Origin of the sequence: Amycolatopsis sp. NPDC051106, from assembly GCF_040682775.1 — a bacterium.
GTDB lineage: Bacteria > Actinomycetota > Actinomycetes > Mycobacteriales > Pseudonocardiaceae > Amycolatopsis.
Genome location: NZ_JBFBBQ010000007.1, coordinates 26,128 through 43,600, shown reverse-complemented (window position 1 = coordinate 43,600; position 17,473 = coordinate 26,128). Strand labels below are relative to the sequence as shown.

The window sequence follows — 17,473 nt, the reverse complement described above, 5'->3', positions numbered from 1 at the left end:
CGGGGGTCTCCTAGTACTTCAGCAGGTTGGTGTCGTCGACCGAAGCCGAGCGCCGGGTGCGGAAGATGGCCATGATGATCGCCAGGCCGACCACGACCTCGGCGGCCGCGACGACCATGACGAAGAACGCCATGACCTGACCGTCGAGCCCGCCGTTGATCCGGGCGAACGTGACCAGCGACAGGTTCACGGCGTTGAGCATCAGCTCGATGCACATGAACACGACGATGGCGTTGCGCCGCACCAGCACGCCGACCGCGCCGAGCGCGAACAGCAGCGCCGACAGCAGCAGGTAGTACGTCGGGGTCATGCCTTCTCCCCCTGGGTTTCCGAAGAGTCCGGGCCGACCAGCGCGTGCGCGTCGGGGTGCGGCTTGTCGTCCGCCACCAGCTTGCGTTCCCTCGCCAGCTCGATCGCCGACGTGGACTCGATGATCGCCGAGAGCGACTCCGGGGCGACCGAACCGTCCGGCAGCAGCGCCGGCGTCGCCACCGAGTTGGCGGTGGCGAAGACACCCGGGCCGGGCAGCGGCGAGGGCCGGTCGTGCTCACCGCGGAAGCGGGCGACGACCAGTTCCTTCTGCGTCTGCTTGCCGCCCTTGCCGTGCCGGTCGGTGAAGGCCAGCACCATCGCGCCGACCGCGGCGGTGATGAGCAGCGCCGACGTCAGCTCGAACGGGAACAGGTAGTCGGTGAAGATCAGCCGGCCCAGGCCCTTCGGCCCGCCGCCCGCCGACGTCGTCGAGTCGAGCGGGATGGCCGGGGTGACGTTGGCCAGCGCCCGGTAGATGCCGGTGGCCAGCAGCGCGGCCATCGCGATGCCGAGGACGGTGGCGGCGAGCCGCTGTCCACGCAGGACTTCGACGACCGAGTCGGAGCTCTCGCGGCCGACCAGCATCAGCACGAACAGGAACAGCATCATGATCGCGCCGGTGTAGACGATGATCTGCGTGAAGCCCAGGAACGGCGCCGACTGGATCATGTACAGCGCGCCCAGGCTCAGCATCGTGAGCACCAGCCACAGCGCCGAGTGCACGGCGTTGCGCGAGAAGATCATGCCGAGCCCGCCGAGCAGGCAGAGCGGGCCCAGGATCCAGAACGCGATGGCCTCGCCGGTGGTGACGCCGGCCGCGGCACCCGTCGGGGCCTGGGCCAGGAGGGCGGTGATCACTTGACGCCCTCCCCGCCGCGTGCCAGTTCGGGGCCGTTCACGTAGTAGTCCTGCTCGTTCTCACCGAGCCGCATCGGGTGCGGCGGCTGCTCCATGCCGGGCAGGAGCGGCGCGAGGAGGTCTTCCTTCGTGTAGATCAGCCGCTGGCGGTCGTCGTCGGCCAGCTCGTAGAAGTTGATCATCGTCAGCGACCGCGTCGGGCAGGCCTCGATGCAGAGGCCGCAGCCGATGCAGCGCAGGTAGTTGATCTGGTAGTCCGCGCCGTACCGCTCGCCCGGGGAGAACCGGGCTTCCTCGGTGTTGTCACCACCCTCGACGAAGATCGCGTCCGCCGGGCACGCCCACGCGCACAGCTCGCAGCCGACGCACTTCTCGAGGCCGTCCGGGTGGCGGTTCAGCTGGTGCCGGCCGTGGTACCGCGGGGCGGCGGGTGCGCCGGCCTCGGGGTACTCCTCGGTGGCGACCTTCTTGAACATCATCCCGAAGGTGACGCCGAAGCCCTTGACGGGATCAAGAAACCCCATCTTGCGCTCCTTCCTTTGCGGTACCGACGGCTGCCGGCTTGCGCCGGGCCGCCTTCGCCTCGGCCTTGGCCAAAGCCTTCTGACGCGGGGTGGTCTGCGGGACCTTGAGGTCCAGCGGCGGGACCGGGAAACCGCCGCCGGTCACCGGGATGGTCTCGCTCTCCTCTTCGCGGCCCGACGCGCGGACGTAGAAGAACAGGGCGATGACGATGAAGATCGCGACCGCGGCGATGATGATCGACGCGGTGTTCCAGGCGATGACCTTCGCGAAGGTCACCATGACGATCCACACCAGGTTCAGCGGGACCAGGACCTTCCAGCCCAGGCGCATGAACTGGTCGTAGCGCAGGCGGGGCAGCGTGCCGCGCAGCCAGATGAACCCGAACAGCAGGATGAACATCTTGGCGAAGAACCACAGCACCGGCCACCAGCCGGTGTTGAGCACGTTGTTCCCGATCAGCGACAGCGGCCACGGGGCCATCCAGCCGCCGAGGAACAGCGTGGTCGCGAACGCCGAGACGATCACCATGTTGACGTACTCGGCGAGGAAGAACATCGCGAACTTCATCGAGCTGTACTCGGTGTGGAAGCCGCCGACCAGCTCCGACTCGGCCTCGGGGAGGTCGAACGGGGCCCGGTTGGTCTCGCCGACCATCGAGATCAGGTAGATGACGAAGCTCGGGACCAGGTAGAGGAACCACGCCTTGTGCTGCGCGCCGACGATGTCGGCCAGGTTCAGCGACCCGGCCTGCAGGATCACCGCGACGATCGAGAGACCCATCGCGATCTCGTAGGAGATCACCTGCGCCGCGCTGCGCATGCCGCCGAGCAGCGGGTACGGCGAGCCGGACGACCAGCCGGCGAGCACGATGCCGTACACGCCGATCGAGGAGCAGGCCAGGATCACCAGCGCGCTGACCGGCAGGTCGAGCAGCTGCAGGACGGTCCGCTCGCCGAAGATCGACACGACCGGGCCGAACGGGATGGCCGAGAGCGCGATCAGCGAGGGCACCACGCACATGACCGGCGCGAGGAAGTACACCTTGCGGTCGGCGGTGTCCGGGATGATCTGTTCCTTGAACGGCAGCTTGATCGCGTCCGCCAGGGACTGCAGGTAGCCGCCGGGGCCGACGCGGTTGGGGCCGGGCCGGTTCTGCATCCGGCCGACCGCCTTGCGCTCCCAGACGATCAGGAAGATCGTCAGGATCGGCCCGATCAGCAGGATGACCACGCACTTGAGCAGGATCAGCCACAACGGGTCGTCCGCGAGCAGCGCCGCACGCGTCGCCGCATCCGGGACACTGCCCACAGCAGCTTCGCTCAGCAACGGTGTCACTGTTCACCCCCAGCGAGGTTCACCACGGCGCCGTGCCCGGCGCCGAGCGTCTTGAACACGGCGGAGCCGTCGGAGTTGCCCGGCAGCCACACGACGCCGTCGGGCAGGTCCGCGATCTCCACCGGCAGCGTGATCGCACCGCGTTCGGTGCTCACCTTCACGGTGGTGCCCAGCCCTTCGGCGGTCTTCGCGGACAGCCGCGCGACCGGCGTGCGCTGGGTGCCCTTGAGGTGCGGCTCGCCGTCCTGCAGGGACCCGTTGTCGATCAGCTGGCGCCAGCTCGACAGGACCGCCTGGCCGGCACCCGGGGCCGCCGTCGCTCCGCCGGTTTCGGCGGCGACGTTGCCCCAGCGCAGCGCCGAGGCCGGGGCGAGCTTCTCGAAGTCGCCGCGGGCGGCGGCCGGCGTCTGCGTGAACAGGTCGGTGTCCATCTCGACGGCGAGGGTGTCGAGCACCCGGCAGTCCGGCAGGGTGCCGGTGCCTTCGATCGTGACGTCGAACGGGCGGGTGCGGCCCTCCCAGTTGAGGTAGCTGCCCGCCTTCTCGTCGGAGGCGGCCACCGGGAGCACGACGTCCGCGCGCTCGGTCACCGCGCTGTGGCGCAGCTCGAGGCTGACCACAAACCCTGCGGCATCCAGCGCGCGCAGCGCCAGGTCCGGGTCCGGCAGGTCGAACGGGTCGACGCCGCCGACGACCAGGCCACCCAGCTCGCGATCCGAGGCCGCCCGCAGGATGCCGGTGGTGTCGCGGCCCGGTGCGGCCGGGATCGGGACGCCCCAGGCGTTTTCGACGGCGACGCGCGCGGCGTCGTCGCCCACCCGGTGCCCGCCCGGCAGCAGCGTCGGGACGCAGCCGGTGGCCAGCGCGCCCCGGTCGCCGGCGCGGCGCGGGATCCACGCGAGCCGGACGCCGGTGCGCTCGACGAGGTCGTGCAGCGCGGAGAACAGGCCGGGCACCTGGGCGGCGCGCTCGCCGACCAGGACGACGGCGCCTTCGCCGCGCAGGGCCTCGTCGAGGTCCGGCGCGTGCTTGGCGATGCCTTCGACGGCCGCGGCCTCCTGGCCGGGGACGCAGGCGAGCAGCTCGCCGAGCGTCTTGCGCACCGACGACGTCGTCCACTGTCCCAGGTGGACGACCCGGGTGCGGTTCTTGCGGGCCGCCTTGCGCAGCCGCAGGAACACGATCGGCGCCTCGTCCTCGGGCTCGAACGCCACGCACAGGACCGTGCGGGCGCGCTCGATCTCGCCGAACGTCACGCCGGACTCCGGCGTCACGCCCACGACGTGCGAGGTGAGGAAGGCCAGCTCCTCGGCCGAGTGCGGCCGGGCGCGGAAGTCGACGTCGTTGGTCTGCAGCGCGACGCGGGCGAACTTCGAGTACGCGTAAGCGTCCTCGACGGTCAGCCGGCCACCGGGCAGGACCCCGACGCCGCCGTTGGCGCGGGCCTCGGTGAGACCCGCCGCGGCAGCGCGCAGCGCGTCGGTCCAGGACGCCTCTTCCAGCTCACCGGTCTCGCGGTTGCGGACCAGTGGACGCCGGATGCGGTCCTCGGCGCCGGTGTAGCGGAAGGCGAAGCGGCCCTTGTCGCAGATCCACTCTTCGTTGACTTCGGGGTCGTCGCCGGCCAGCTTGCGCTGGACCTTGCCGCGCCGGAAGTCGGTCCGCTCGGCGCAGCCGGACGAGCAGTGCTCGCACACGCTCGGCGCGGACACGAGGTCGAACGGGCGGGAGCGGAACCGGTAGGCGGCGCTGGTCAGCGCGCCGACCGGGCAGATCTGGATGACGTTGCCGGAGAAGTAGCTCTGGAACGGCTGGCCGCTCGTCGTCCGCGACGCGAGGTCGAGGACGTCCGCCGTCTCGGCGGTGCCGATCTGCTGGTGGGCGCCGCGTTCGAGGAGCTCGATGAACGGGTCGCCGGCGATCTCGCTGGAGAACCGGGTGCAGCGCTGGCACAGCACGCAGCGTTCGCGGTCGAGCAGCACCTGCGTCGAGATCGGCAGCGGCTTCGGGAACGTCCGCTTGGTGTCGACGAACCGGGACTCCGTGCGGCCGTGGGCCAGCGCCTGGTTCTGCAGCGGGCACTCGCCGCCCTTGTCGCAGATCGGGCAGTCCAGCGGGTGGTTGATGAGCAGGAGCTCCATCACGCCCTGCTGGGCCTTGTCCGCGACCGGCGACGTCAGCTGCGTCTTGACGACCATGCCGTCGGCGACGGTCATCGTGCAGGACGCCTGCGGCTTCGGCATCGGCCGGCCGCCCATCTCGACCTCGACCAGGCACTGGCGGCAGGCGCCGGCCGGCGAGAGGAGCGGGTGGTCGCAGAACCGCGGGATGACCGTGCCGAGGCGTTCGGCCGTGCGGATCAACAGCTCGCCCTTGGGGGCGATGACCTCTTCGCCGTCGATGACCAGCTTGACGTGGCCTTCGGGGACCGGCGTCTCTCGGGTCTCGGGCTTGTCGGGCGCGATCGTCATGCCTGCGCTCCCACGAGTTCGGGCTTGGTCTGTTCGTGCCGGTTCTTCTCGCACAGCGCGAGGAACTCCTCGCGGAAGTACTTGATGCCGCTCTGGATCGGCGACACCGCGCCGTCGCCGAGGGCGCAGAACGACCGGCCGAGGATGTTGTCGCAGACGTCGAGGAGCGTGTCGATGTCCTCTTCGGTGCCGTGGCCCTCGACCATCCGCTCGAGGATCTGCGCCAGCCAGTACGTGCCTTCGCGGCACGGCGTGCACTTGCCGCAGGACTCGTGCTCGTAGAACTGGGTCCACTTCATCACGGCCCAGGGCACCGACACGGTCTCGTTGAAGACCTGGACGGCGGTGGTGCCGAGCATGGAGCCCGCTTCCGCCGCGCCTTCGAAGTCCAGCGGGACGTCGAGGTGCTCGGCGGTGAACATCGGGGTGGACGAGCCGCCCGGGGTCCAGAACTTGAGCGGGATGCCGTCCTTCATGCCGCCCGCCATGTCCAGCAGCTCGCGCAGCGTCGTGCCGAGCGGGCACTCGTACTGGCCGGGCTTTTCGACGTGGCCGGAGATCGAGTAGATCTTCGGGCCGGGCGACTTCTCGCGGCCCATCTCGCGGAACCAGCTCGACCCGCCGTTGACGATGAACGGCGCGCTCGCGATGGTCTCGACGTTGTTGACCGTGGTCGGCGCGGCGTAAAGACCGGCGGCCGCGGGGAACGGCGGCTTGAGCCGCGGCTGGCCACGACGGCCTTCCAGCGAGTCGAGCAGCGCCGTCTCCTCACCGCAGATGTACGCGCCGGCGCCGGCGTGCACGGTGATCTTGAGGTCGAAGCCGGAGCCGAGGATGTTCTCGCCCAGGTAGCCCGCCGCTTCGGCTTCGCGCACGGCCGCGTTGAGGCGGCGGATGCAGTGCAGCGCCTCGCCGCGGACGTAGATGAAGCAGTGGTTGGACCGCATCGCGTACGAGGCGATGATGCAGCCCTCGATGAGCGAGTGCGGGTCCGCCATCATCAGCGGGATGTCCTTGCAGGTCCCCGGCTCGCCCTCGTCGGCGTTGATCACCAGGTAGTGCGGCTTGTCGAAGTTCGGCGGCATGAACGACCACTTGATGCCGGCCGGGAAGCCGGCACCGCCGCGGCCGCGCAGGCCGGAGTCCTTGACGAGCTGGACGAGCTGCTCCGGCGTCCCGGCGAGGGCCTTGCGGACGGCCGTGTAGCCCTCGAGCGCCTCGTACGTGCCGATCTGCCAGGAGTTCGGCGACAGCCAGCGCTTCGTGAGGACCGGAGTGATGGGGTCGGCCATTACTTCTTCTCCCCCTCTTTAACGGGCACAGCCGGAAGCGGAACGTCCTGAGCCACCGGGGCGACCCAGCCGCGCTCCTGCGCTAGCTGCGCGCCCCGCAGCGTCTCGACGGCCTGCGACGGGCCGTCGACGTCGGTGCGGTACTGGCGCTCGTCCTCCGGGAAGAACCCGGCGAGCTGCAGTTCGGCGCCCTTGAAGTTCGTCAGCGGGGCGCCGCGCGTCGGGGCCGGGCGCTTGCCCGCCTGCAGCGCGTCGACCAGCGCGACGGCCTTCTCCTCGGTCTGGTTGTCGAAGTACTCGTAGTTGACCTGGATGACCGGCGCGAGGTCGCAGGCCGCGAGGCACTCGGCGTGCTCGAGGGTGATCGAGCCCGGCTCGTTCGGCGTGCCCGCGGTCTCGTTGTGCCCCAGCGGTTCCGACTCGGACCCGAGGTGCGTCTGGAGCTTCTTGTAGATCGCGTCGCCGCCCATGGCCGCGCACAGCGTGTTGGTGCAGACGCTCACGAGGTGCTCGCCGCACGGCTTGCGCTTGTACATCGTGTAGAACGTCGCGACCGCGCTGACCTCGGCGTCGGACAGGTCGAGCTGCTTCGCGCAAAACGCGATGCCCTCCTGGCTGACGTAGCCCTGCACCGACTGCACGAGGTGCAGCATCGGCAGCAGCGCCGAGCGGGACATCGGGTAGCGCGCGATCAGGTCCTGGGCCCGCGCCACGACACCTTCGTCGAAGATGTCTTCGAGCGGCGTGTCTTCGATGATCCCGGCGGCCACCCCGGGGTCCGGCGCGATGGCGACGACGTCGGTGTCCGGGCCGGCCGCGGCGTACGTCGTCGCGGCGTCGTTCGGTCCCGGTTCGGGAACAGCTGAGGTCATCGGTCCACTCCCCCCATGACGGGGTCGATCGAGGCGATCGCGGCGATCACGTCCGCGACCAGGCCGCCTTCGGCCATTGCGGGCATCGACTGCAGGTTCACGAAGCTCGGTTCGCGCACGTGGACCCGCAGCGGCCGCGTGCCGCCGTCGGACACCAGGTGCGCGCTGAGCTCGCCGCGCGGCGACTCGACCGAGGTGTAGACCTGCCCGGCCGGCACCTTGAAGCCCTCGGTGACCAGCTTGAAGTGGTGGATCAGGGACTCCATCGACTGGCCCATGATCTTCTTGACGTGCTCGAGCGAGTTGCCCATGCCGTCGCTGCCGATGGACAGCTGCGCGGGCCAGGCGACCTTCTTGTCCTCGACCATGACCGGGCCCGGCTCGAGCTTCTCCAGGCACTGCTCGATGATCTTGAGGCTCTCGTGCATCTCGTGCACCCGGATCAGGTAGCGCGACCAGCAGTCGGCGCCGTTGTCGACGGGCACGTCGAAGTCGAACTCGTCGTAGCAGGAGTACGGCTCGGTCTTGCGCAGGTCCCACGGCAGGCCCGCGGACCGCAGCACCGGGCCGGTGACGCCGAGCGCGAGGCACGCGTCGACCGGCAGGTAACCCACGCCCTTGAGCCGGTTGCGCCAGATCGGCTGACCGGTGAACAGCTTGTCGTACAACGGAAGGCGCTGCTTCATCGTCTTGATGAATTCGCTGACCTTCTCGTGGTAGTCGGCCGGCATGTCCTGCGCGAGGCCGCCGGGGCGGATGAACGCGTGGTTCATGCGCAGGCCGGTCAGGTGCTCCAGCAGGTGCAGCACCTCTTCGCGCTCGCGGAAGCCGAGCGTCATCGCGGTGGTGGCGCCGAGCTCCATGCCGCCGGTGGCGATGTAGACGAGGTGCGAGCCGATCCGGTTGATCTCCAGCAGCATCACGCGCAGCAGCTGCGCGCGGCGCGGGGCCTCGATCTGCAGCAGCTTCTCGACGCCGAGGCAGTACGCCATCTCCGTCGAAAGCGGGGCCAGGTAGTCCATGCGCGTCACGAACGTGACGCCCTGGGTCCAGGTCCGGTACTCGCAGTTCTTCTCGATGCCGGTGTGGAGGTAGCCGATGACCGACCGCAGCTGCGTGACGGTCTCGCCCTCCATCTCCAGCACGAGCCGGAGCACGCCGTGCGTCGACGGGTGCTGCGGGCCCATGTTGATGACCATGCGCTCGTCGTGGGCCGCGTCGGCGATGACGTCGTCCCAGTCGCCGCCGGAGACCGAGTAGACGCGGCCTTCGGTGGTGTCACGGGAATCGGCGTAGTTGACGTTGTCGGTGCTGTCGCTGCCGGTCTCGGTGGTGCTCGTCCCGGTCGTGACGTCCGACAGGTTCTCGGTGCTGCTCACGAGTACGACCTCCGCTGGTCCGGCGGCGGGATCTCCGCGCCCTTGTATTCGACCGGGATCCCGCCGAGCGGGTAGTCCTTGCGCTGGGGGTGGCCGTCCCAGTCGTCCGGCATGAGGATCCGGGTCAGCGCCGGGTGGCCGTCGTAGACGATGCCGAACATGTCCCAGGCCTCGCGCTCCTGCCAGTCGGCGGTCGGGTAGAGCCCGACCAGCGACGGCACGTGCGCGTCCTCGATGTCGAGGGTGACCTCGAGCCGGATGCGGCGGCGGTAGGTCAGCGACGTGAAGTGGTACACCGAGTGCAGCCGCTGCGGGACGTCGACGCCGTAGTCCACGCCGGACACCGAGGACAGCAGCTCGAAGCGGAGACCGCCGTCGTCACGCAGGACCTTCGCGATCGCGGGCAGGTGCTCGCGGGCGACGTAGAAGGTGATCTCGCCGCGGTCGACCGTCGTCTGCAGGATCGCCTCGGCGGGGATCTTGTTGTCCGACAGGGCCGCGTAGAACTCGTCGGCGAACTGGTCGAACCAGCCGCCGTACGGGCGCTCGGCGGGCGCGGGGCTGTAGGCCGGGAGCCGGACGCCGCCGTAGCCGGAGGTGTCGCCGGTGCCGTGGACACCGAACATGCCCTGGCGTTCGCGGCCGGTGACGACCGGTTCGGCCGCGCCCTGCCCCTTGGCCGTGAGGCCGGTTTCGGCGCGTTCGGCGCTGGACTGCTCTTCGCCGGGTTGCGGGTTCTCAGTCATCGCTCTACTTCTTCGCGTACTTGATCGACGACGCGACGAGCTCGGTGCGGGCCCCGCTGGCGGCGCGGATGGCGGCGCGGCGGGCGTTGATCGGCTCGTCCTGGATCTTGGCGTGCAGCTTGAGGATCGCGTCCAGCAGCATCTCCGGCCGCGGCGGGCAGCCGGGCAGGTACATGTCGACCGGCACGATGTGGTCGACGCCCTGGACCACGGCGTAGTTGTTGAACATGCCGCCGGAGGAGGCGCAGACGCCCATGGCGAGCACCCACTTGGGCTCGGCCATCTGGTCGTAGATCTGCCGCAGGACCGGCGCCATCTTCTGCGTGACCCGGCCGGCGACGATCATCAGGTCGGCCTGCCGCGGCGTCGCGCTGAAGCGCTCCATGCCGAAGCGGGCGATGTCGTAGCGGGAACCGCCGACGGTCATCATCTCGATCGCGCAGCAGGCGAGCCCGAAGGTGGCCGGCCACATCGAGTTCTTGCGCGACCAGTTGACGAGACCTTCGAGGCTGGCCAGCAGGATGCCGTTGGGGAGTTTCTCTTCGAGGCCCATGGGTCTAGTTCCAATCCAGGCCGCCGCGCCGCCACACGTAGGCGTACGCGAAGCCGACCGTCGCGATGAACAGCAGGATCTCCACCAGGCCGAACGTGCCCAGCGCGTTCGCCTGCACGGCGAACGGGTAGAGGAAGACCATCTCGATGTCGAACAGGATGAACATCATCGCGGTGATGTAGTAGGCCACCGGCATCCGCCCGGCGCCGACGAGCGGCTGCGGGGACGGTTCGATGCCGCACTCGTACGCCTCGAGCTTCGCCTTGTTGTACCGGCTGGGGCCGACGAGCGGGCCCAGCAGCACCGACAGCACGGCGAAGCCGAGCGCGAGGACGAACAGGATCACGATGGGCAGGTAGGGCTTCAGGCTGGGGGCCTCTTGCGCCAGCTGCACCGTGTCGGTTCGGGTCAGCAACGTCAGCACGGGGTCTTCGCCATCCTTTCCGCGCCGATGCGGTTGTGCTTGTGGTGGGAACCGCTTGGCCTCGTCGGCACCCTAAGGGACCTGGGTCACACCGCCGAGGGTCAGGGTCTCCTTACGGCCCGTGGCTGGACCTCAAGGTGCTTGTGAAATAGTTCACAAGCCACTCGTCGTGGATGTGAAGGGATTCACAAAGCATGGGGGGAGTGTAGGACGCGACTCACATTCTTGTCCCTAGGCCCCCGTGTTATAAGGGTGTCCTAACTTCCGGCGCCAACGTTGTCACGGCTCGGCAACAGCGCCCGCGCGACCTGCACGAAGGTCATTCAAGATCACTTACCGGCCGGACAAACCGGACATCGAGGTGTGAGCTATCCCACTGACCGCACGGCCAACTTGCTAGGCCACCCGAGTGTCCGCGCGCGCGACCAACCCTGAGCTTTCCCTAGGAAAGATGCGTCTTGAGGGCCCTCAAGACGCATCTTTCCTAGGGAAAGTGACGGGTTTCGGGGTCAGCGCGGGGTGGGGGTGACGCGGGCCAGGGCCGAGATCAGGCGGTCGACGCCGTCGCCGCCCTTCGCGTCATAGCAGCCCGACAGGCCCTTGTAGACCAGCGGCAGGAGCTTGTTGATGCGCAGCCCGTACTTCGTGCACGCGTGCATGATCTTCGGCTTGCCGATGATCTTCGCGAAGACGTTCCCCAGCTGGTAGTAGCCGCCCATCAGCTCCCCCACCGCGCGCGGGTACGCCTCCAGCGCCCGCTCGCGCGAAGCCCCTTCGCGGCGGGCCAGCGCCTGGACCACGACCTCCGCCGCGATCTGCGCGGACTCCATCGCCGCCGAGATGCCTTCGCCGTTGAACGGGCTGACCATGCCGCCCGCGTCGCCCAGCAGCAGGAGCCCGTCGCGGTAGTGCGGGGTGCGGTTGAAGCCCATCGGGAGGCCGGCGCCGCCGACCTTGCCGATCGCGTTCTCCTCGCGGTAACCCCACTCCTCCGGCGTCCCGTCGAGCCACTGGCGCAGGAGCGCGCGGTAGTCGGTGTTCCGGAACGACGCCGACGTCGAGAGCATCCCGAGGCCGACGTTCACCGTGCCGTCGCCGAGCGGGAACGCCCAGCCGTAGCCCGGCAGCAGCTTCGGGTCGCGCGGGTCGGAGCGGTCCCACAGCTCGAGGTGGCCCTCGATGAACGGGTCGTCGTGGCGCGGGCTCTTGTAGTACTGGCGCACCGCGACGCCCATCGGGCGCTTCTCGTTCTTCTGGATGCCGACGCTCAGCGCGAGCCGCGCGGACACGCCGTCGCAGGCCAGGACCAGCGGCGCGCGGTAGCTCACCGGCGTCCGCTCCGGGCCGACCTTCGCCTCGACGCCGACCACGCGCCCGGCCGGGCTGGTGATCGCGCCGGTGACCGTGGTGCGCTCGTAAAGCCGGGCGCCCGCCTTCACCGCGAGCTTCGCGAGCAGGTCGTCGAAGTCGTGCCGGGTGCGGGAAACGCCGTACGGCGGGTAGCTCGTCAGGTCCGGCCAGTCCAGCTCGAGCGTGAGGTCGCCGGTGAGGATCCGCAGACCGCGGCTGTGCACCCAGCCGGCGTCCTCGCTCGTGTCGATGCCCAGGTCGATGAGCTGCTTGACGCCGCGCGGGGTCAGGCCGTCGCCGCAGACCTTCTCGCGGGGGAACTCGGTCTTCTCCAGCAGGAGCACGTCGACGCCCGACCGGGCGAGGTACGTCGCGACGGTGGACCCGGCGGGTCCGGCGCCGACCACGATGACTTCGGCGTCTTGATCTGGGCTACGACGGCTCATACCCGCGAGTTTAGGCAGGCTTGCGCGCGCGGTGGATCGCCACGACGCCGAATGTGAGGTTCAACCACTCGACGTCGGCCCAGCCCGCGCTCGCGATGATCTCGCCGAGCGTGCGCTGGTCCGGCCAGGTCAGCATCGATTCGGCCAGGTAGGAGTAGGCCTCGGGGTTCGACGACGTGCGCTTGCCGACCCAGGTGAGCAGCTTCAGCATGAACCGCCGGTGGACGAACCGGATCGGGGCGAACGGCGGCGTCGAGACCTCGCAGATCACCAGGCGCCCGCCCGGCTTGACCACGCGGGCGATCTCGGTGAGCGCGGCCTTCGGGTCGACGAAGTTGCGCAGGGCGAGGGAGATCGTCACGGCGTCGAAGCTCTCGTCGGCGAACGGCAGGTTCAGCGCGTCCGCCGCGACCATCGGGACGTTGCGGTGCAGCCCGGCGCGCAGCATGCCGAACGAGAAGTCCGCGGCCAGGCACCAGGCGCCGCCGCGGGCGTACTCGACGGTGGACACCCCGGTGCCGGCGGCGAGGTCGAGGACCTTCTCGCCGCGGCGGGCGTCGAGCACGCGGGCGGTGGTGGTGCGCCAGCGCCGGTCGAAGCCGAAGGTCATGAACGAGTTCGCCCGGTCGTACCCGGACGCGACGCCGTCGAACATCGCGGCGACTTCGTGCGGGTCCTTGTCCAGGCTTGCGCGTGACATGACCTGAATCTAGACCGGTCCGCCGGGACCTTCAGCGGAAGGTGGCCAGCATCCCGGCCACCGCCGCGGGCCAGGTGAACTCCTCCGCCCGCGCCCTCGCGGCCGCCCTGCGCAAGTCCTCCGGGCTTTCCAAGAGCCCGGTCACCGCTTCCGCGAACGCGGGCGCGTGGTCGTCGACCGCCGCGCCGCACCCGGGACGCACGATCTCCCGCAGCGCCGACGACGCCGACACCACCACCGGTGTCCCGGACGCCAGCGCTTCCAGGGCCGCGAGCCCGAACGTCTCGTGCGGCCCGGGCGCCAGGGAGACGTCCGCGCTGGCCAGCAGCCTGGCGACGTCGCCGCGGCCGGACAGGAACCCCAGGAACGTCACCGGCAGGCCGCGCGCCCGGCGTTCCAGCGCGCGTCTCCGCGGCCCGTCGCCCGCCACCACCAGCCGGACCCGCGCGCCCGCCTCCGTCAGCTCCGCCACCGTGTCGACGCTGCGCTCCACGTGCTTCTCCGGCGACAAGCGTCCACAGTGGACGAGCAGGGCGTCCGCTCCCCCGGCGAGGCCGGCGCGCCAGCCGGCGTCGCGCATGGCGGGCCGGAACGTCGCCAGGTCGACGCCGAGCGGCACGCGGTGGACGTTCGGCGCCTCGATCCGGTCGAACTCCGCGCGGGCGAACGCCGTCGTGCAGACGACCGTGTCGTAGCTCGCGGCCATCCGGCGGTTCGCGACGTCGGCGACCCGGCGCGCCACCGGCTCGGGCAGCAGGAACTGCTCCAGCAGCCGGTCGAGGCGCTCGTGGGAGATGACCGTGCTCGGGACGCCGTGGCGCCGCGCCCAGCCGCCCATCCCCCGCAGCGTCAGCCGGTCCGACACCTCCAGCCGGTCGGGTTCGAGCTTCCGCAGGACCGCGCGGACGCGGTGCGGGTCGACGGCGCGGTAGCCGCCGGTGCCCGGGAGCTTCGGCGCCGGCAGGGAGAACCGGCGCACGCCGGTCGGCAGAACCTCGTCGGCGTACCGCGTGCCGGGCACCACCAGCGTGACCTCGTGCCCGCTCGCGACGTACCCGGCGCCGAGGTGGTGCAGCGCCGTGCGGAGCCCGCCCGAACGTGGCCCGTAGAAGTTCGCGAGCTGGACGATGTGCATGTCAGGCCGCGCGGGCGGCCCGGCCCTGCACGGCTTCGTAGTGCCCCATCAGCTCGCGGCAGACCGCGGGCCAGGTGCGGCCCAGCACCACCTTGCGCGCCTTCTCGCCGAGCCTCGCCCGCAGCGCGGGATCGCGCAGGGCGCCGACCTTCTCGACGAGCGCCGGGCCGAACAGCTCGCGGTCCGCGGGCAGCAGGTAGCCGGTGCGGCCGGGCAGGACGAGGTCCTTCGGGCCCCCCGCGGCCGGCGCGAGGACCGGCAGGCCGGACGCCATGGCCTCCTGCACGGCCTGGCAGAACGTCTCGTGCGGGCCGGTGTGGACGAAGACGTCGAAGCTCGCGTACGCCTTCGAAAGCTCCTCGCCGTACTTCGCGCCGAGGAAGGCCGCTCCGGGCAGCTGTTCCTTCAGGGCGGGCAGTTCCGGGCCGTCGCCGACGACGACCACGCGGATCCCCGGCAGCCCGGCGAGCGCGGCCAGCCGGTCGACCTCCTTCTCGGGCGCCAGCCGTCCGACGAACCCGACGAGCAGCTCGCCGTCCGGCGCCAGCTCGGCCCGCAGCGCCGGGTCAGCATGGTCCGGGGAGAACCGCTCGATGTCGACGCCTCGCGCCCAGCGGTGCACGCGCGGGACGCCGTGCAGCTCCAGCTGCTCGACGGAGTCGCTGGACGGGGCGAGCGTCCGGTCGGCCCGCGAATGCAGCCGCCGCACCCAGCGCCACGCGGCCCGCGCGCCGATGCCGAAGCCGTACGCGGCGGCGAACCCGGCGATGTCGGTCTGGTAGACGGCGATCGACGGGACGCGCAGCCGGCGGGCGGCGGCCAGCCCGCGCGCGCCGACCACGAACGGCGAGGCCAGGTGCACGACGTCCGGGCCGAACGCGGCGAGCGCGGTGAGCACCGTGCGCGTCGGCACGCCGATCGGCAGGGAGCCGACGCCGGGGAAGTCGAGGGCGGGGATCCGCACGACGGGAGCGCCGCGGTAGGAGTCCGGGCCGGGACCGGGGGCGATGATCAGCACGTCGTGCCCGCGTTCGCGCAGGTGCTCGACGACCCGCAGGACGGAGTTGGTCACGCCGTTCACCTGGGGCAGGAAACTTTCGGTGACTATGGCGACTCGCACGTCTTGGACGATCGCACCCGATCCTGGCGGCGGCGTGACACTGCGGCCAACGCTGCCGGAACAGATCGGCCACGACATGTCATCTCAAGGTCGTGTCCCGGAAACCAGCGGGGCCCAGACTAAGCAGGCATGACCCTCTTGTCCTCCCGGCCGCCGCGGCCCGTCGAGCCCGGCTTGCTGTCGAGGGCGCTCGAAGTGGCCGGACGGCTGGCCAACGACGCCACCGACGTGATCACCGCGACCGCCGGCCGCGGCGCCCACCCGTCGACGCTGGACTCGCCCTTCGACTGGGTCACCGACACCGACCGGATCCTCGAGCGGCACACCCGGCGCGTGCTGACCGCGGAGTTCCCGGGCATCCCGGTGGTCGGCCACGAGTTCGGCGCGGACCACGGCGCCGACGTCGCCGAGTACCGCTGGGTCGTGGACTCGGTCGACGGCACGGCGAACTACGTGGCGGGGGTGCCGTGGTGCGCGTACAGCCTGGCGTTGGTGGACGCCGCGGGACCGGTGGTGGGGGTCGTCGCGGACCCGTACCGGGCCCAGATCTACGCCGCGGCGCGCGGACGAGGGGCCCGCGCGAACGGCAAGCCGGTCAAGCTGAAGGACCGCTGCGTGACGGCGGGCGCGCTGGTCTTCACGGAGTTCGCGCGCCAGGGCCCGTGGCCGGGGATGGGCGGCTTCATCGAGCGCGCGGCGGCGGCGCGCACCGGGGTGCGGGTGCTGGGGTCCGCGGCGTTGTCGATCGCCCAGGTGGCGCTGGGCCACGCGGCCGCGGCGGTGCTGCACAGCTACCACGAGTGGGACGTGGCCGGTTCCGTCGCGATGGCGATCGAGGCGGGGGCGGTGGTGCTGGACCGCCACGGCGACGACACGGCGCTGCCGACCGACGGCCTGCTGGTCGCGGCGCCGGGGGTGGCGGACGAGGTGCTGGGCTGGTGGCAGGAGACGGCCCACGCGGGCTAAACAGCGAACGGCGCGCGGGCTGAGCAGCGGAAGACGCACCGGCTGAGTTATCCACAATGGGTGCGGCTGTCCACAGATTTGCCGCGTCACCCCTTCGGGACTACGGCCGCCGATAGACTGGGACAGGGCACGGCCCCCAGGGTGTGGTGGGGTTCTGTCGGGGCCACGGCCGGCGCACGCGGGCTAAACGGGTTGCGTGCGCTGTGAGGATCGGGGCATGCCCGCGCTGCGGCTCACGCTCGTGCCGCTCGCCGACGAGCACCTCGAGCCGGAGCTGGACTCCGACCCCGAGGTCATGCGGTACCTCACCAGCTGGGCCGCGACCCGGGACGAGGTCGAACGGGCGCATCGCCGCCGCTCCCGGGTTCGGCTTCTGGATGGGCTTCGCCGGCGAGGACTTCGGCGGCTGGTGGCGCCACGATGACCTCGGCCGGCCTCACGTTCGCGAGGGCGTTCACCTCGGCCGCCGACTACGACGATCCGGTCGAAGGGGCCGAGCACGGGGAAGTCGAGTACGAGATCACGCGGAAGACGTGGCTGGCGTCTTGGCTCGCTTGTCGACCCGGCGGATCCACCACAGCAGCGGCCCCGCCACCAGCCACGTGAATAACACGAAGCTCCCCAGCGGCAGCAGCGTCAACGTCGCCGACCGGCCGGCCACCCGGGCCAGCTCCGGGTCGGACGCGTCGTATTCGATCCGGACCAGCTGACCTGCGGCCAGGCCGTCCGGGTAGAGGACGCCGTTCGCCGGGCTGTGGACGATGCCGTCCGGGGTCTCGAAGTGGATGATCGTGCGGTCGAACGCCACCGAGTCCACCGTCGCGTTCGCCGTGCCGAGCTGGGCCGCGATCGCGCCGTCGTTGCGGATCGCCGCGAACAGGAGGCACACGCACATGACGGTGAGGAGCGAGGCGACGCCGAGGGCGGTCCACCACCCGACGCGCCTCACCCGCTCACCTCTCGTGCTCACGCGGCGAGCGTAGCGGTCT

The 17,473-nt window shown here is 70.6% G+C and carries 18 protein-coding genes; 2 read left to right on the top strand and 16 right to left on the bottom strand.

Going from position 1 to position 17,473, the window contains the following annotated elements:
- Positions 1–10 precede the first annotated feature (10 nt).
- From nuoK to AB0M83_RS07955, 15 genes are all read right to left on the bottom strand, one after another.
- Positions 11–310: an NADH-quinone oxidoreductase subunit NuoK gene (nuoK, locus tag AB0M83_RS08025; RefSeq protein ID WP_091303926.1), complete on the bottom strand. Its 300-nt coding sequence runs from the start codon at positions 308–310 to the stop codon at positions 11–13.
- Positions 307–1,170, bottom strand: a complete 864-nt coding sequence (locus AB0M83_RS08020) for an NADH-quinone oxidoreductase subunit J (RefSeq protein WP_364514214.1) — start codon at positions 1,168–1,170, stop codon at positions 307–309. The genes nuoK and AB0M83_RS08020 overlap by 4 nt, the downstream gene beginning before the upstream one ends.
- Positions 1,167–1,694, bottom strand: a complete 528-nt coding sequence (gene nuoI, locus AB0M83_RS08015) for an NADH-quinone oxidoreductase subunit NuoI (RefSeq protein WP_364514212.1) — start codon at positions 1,692–1,694, stop codon at positions 1,167–1,169. Before nuoI ends, AB0M83_RS08020 begins: the two co-directional genes overlap by 4 nt.
- Positions 1,681–3,030, bottom strand: coding sequence for an NADH-quinone oxidoreductase subunit NuoH (nuoH, locus tag AB0M83_RS08010; protein WP_364514210.1), 1,350 nt, complete (start codon positions 3,028–3,030; stop codon positions 1,681–1,683). The genes nuoI and nuoH overlap by 14 nt, the downstream gene beginning before the upstream one ends.
- Entirely contained in the window at positions 3,027–5,501 is a 2,475-nt protein-coding gene (locus AB0M83_RS08005) for an NADH-quinone oxidoreductase subunit G (RefSeq protein WP_364514208.1), read from the bottom strand. Before AB0M83_RS08005 ends, nuoH begins: the two co-directional genes overlap by 4 nt.
- On the bottom strand, positions 5,498–6,793 hold the full coding sequence (gene nuoF / locus AB0M83_RS08000; protein WP_364514206.1) for an NADH-quinone oxidoreductase subunit NuoF: 1,296 nt from the start codon (positions 6,791–6,793) through the stop codon (positions 5,498–5,500). The genes AB0M83_RS08005 and nuoF overlap by 4 nt, the downstream gene beginning before the upstream one ends.
- Positions 6,793–7,665, bottom strand: a complete 873-nt coding sequence (gene nuoE / locus AB0M83_RS07995; protein ID WP_364514203.1) for an NADH-quinone oxidoreductase subunit NuoE — start codon at positions 7,663–7,665, stop codon at positions 6,793–6,795. Before nuoE ends, nuoF begins: the two co-directional genes overlap by 1 nt.
- Complete coding sequence (locus AB0M83_RS07990) at positions 7,662–9,044, bottom strand: NADH-quinone oxidoreductase subunit D (RefSeq protein ID WP_364514200.1); 1,383 nt, start codon at positions 9,042–9,044, stop codon at positions 7,662–7,664. Before AB0M83_RS07990 ends, nuoE begins: the two co-directional genes overlap by 4 nt.
- Positions 9,041–9,790: an NADH-quinone oxidoreductase subunit C gene (locus AB0M83_RS07985; protein WP_364514198.1), complete on the bottom strand. Its 750-nt coding sequence runs from the start codon at positions 9,788–9,790 to the stop codon at positions 9,041–9,043. Before AB0M83_RS07985 ends, AB0M83_RS07990 begins: the two co-directional genes overlap by 4 nt.
- A gap of 4 nt (positions 9,791–9,794) precedes the next feature.
- Entirely contained in the window at positions 9,795–10,343 is a 549-nt protein-coding gene (locus tag AB0M83_RS07980; RefSeq protein WP_020643101.1) for an NADH-quinone oxidoreductase subunit B, read from the bottom strand.
- A gap of 4 nt (positions 10,344–10,347) precedes the next feature.
- Complete coding sequence (locus AB0M83_RS07975; protein ID WP_364514196.1) at positions 10,348–10,767, bottom strand: NADH-quinone oxidoreductase subunit A; 420 nt, start codon at positions 10,765–10,767, stop codon at positions 10,348–10,350.
- 509 nt (positions 10,768–11,276) lie between these two features.
- Positions 11,277–12,563 (bottom strand): geranylgeranyl reductase family protein, encoded by a 1,287-nt coding sequence (locus tag AB0M83_RS07970; RefSeq protein ID WP_364514193.1) that lies wholly within the window; start codon positions 12,561–12,563, stop codon positions 11,277–11,279.
- Between the two features lie 10 nt (positions 12,564–12,573).
- Complete coding sequence (locus tag AB0M83_RS07965; protein ID WP_364514190.1) at positions 12,574–13,263, bottom strand: class I SAM-dependent methyltransferase; 690 nt, start codon at positions 13,261–13,263, stop codon at positions 12,574–12,576.
- Between the two features lie 31 nt (positions 13,264–13,294).
- Complete coding sequence (locus AB0M83_RS07960; RefSeq protein ID WP_364514187.1) at positions 13,295–14,398, bottom strand: glycosyltransferase family 1 protein; 1,104 nt, start codon at positions 14,396–14,398, stop codon at positions 13,295–13,297.
- A 1-nt stretch (position 14,399) separates the two neighbouring features.
- Positions 14,400–15,470: a glycosyltransferase family 1 protein gene (locus AB0M83_RS07955; protein WP_364514184.1), complete on the bottom strand. Its 1,071-nt coding sequence runs from the start codon at positions 15,468–15,470 to the stop codon at positions 14,400–14,402.
- A gap of 177 nt (positions 15,471–15,647) precedes the next feature.
- Between AB0M83_RS07955 and AB0M83_RS07950 the strand changes: the two genes are divergently transcribed.
- Both AB0M83_RS07950 and AB0M83_RS07945 read left to right on the top strand, forming a co-directional pair.
- Positions 15,648–16,484 carry an inositol monophosphatase gene (locus tag AB0M83_RS07950; protein ID WP_364514182.1) on the top strand — a complete coding sequence of 279 codons (837 nt, stop codon included), beginning with the start codon at positions 15,648–15,650 and terminating at the stop codon, positions 16,482–16,484.
- A gap of 217 nt (positions 16,485–16,701) precedes the next feature.
- Positions 16,702–16,908 (top strand): GNAT family N-acetyltransferase, encoded by a 207-nt coding sequence (locus AB0M83_RS07945; RefSeq protein ID WP_364514180.1) that lies wholly within the window; start codon positions 16,702–16,704, stop codon positions 16,906–16,908.
- Between the two features lie 96 nt (positions 16,909–17,004).
- On the opposite strand, the gene AB0M83_RS07940 is transcribed toward AB0M83_RS07945, so the two are convergent.
- Entirely contained in the window at positions 17,005–17,454 is a 450-nt protein-coding gene (locus tag AB0M83_RS07940) for a DUF3592 domain-containing protein (RefSeq protein WP_364514177.1), read from the bottom strand.
- Positions 17,455–17,473: the final 19 nt, after the last annotated feature.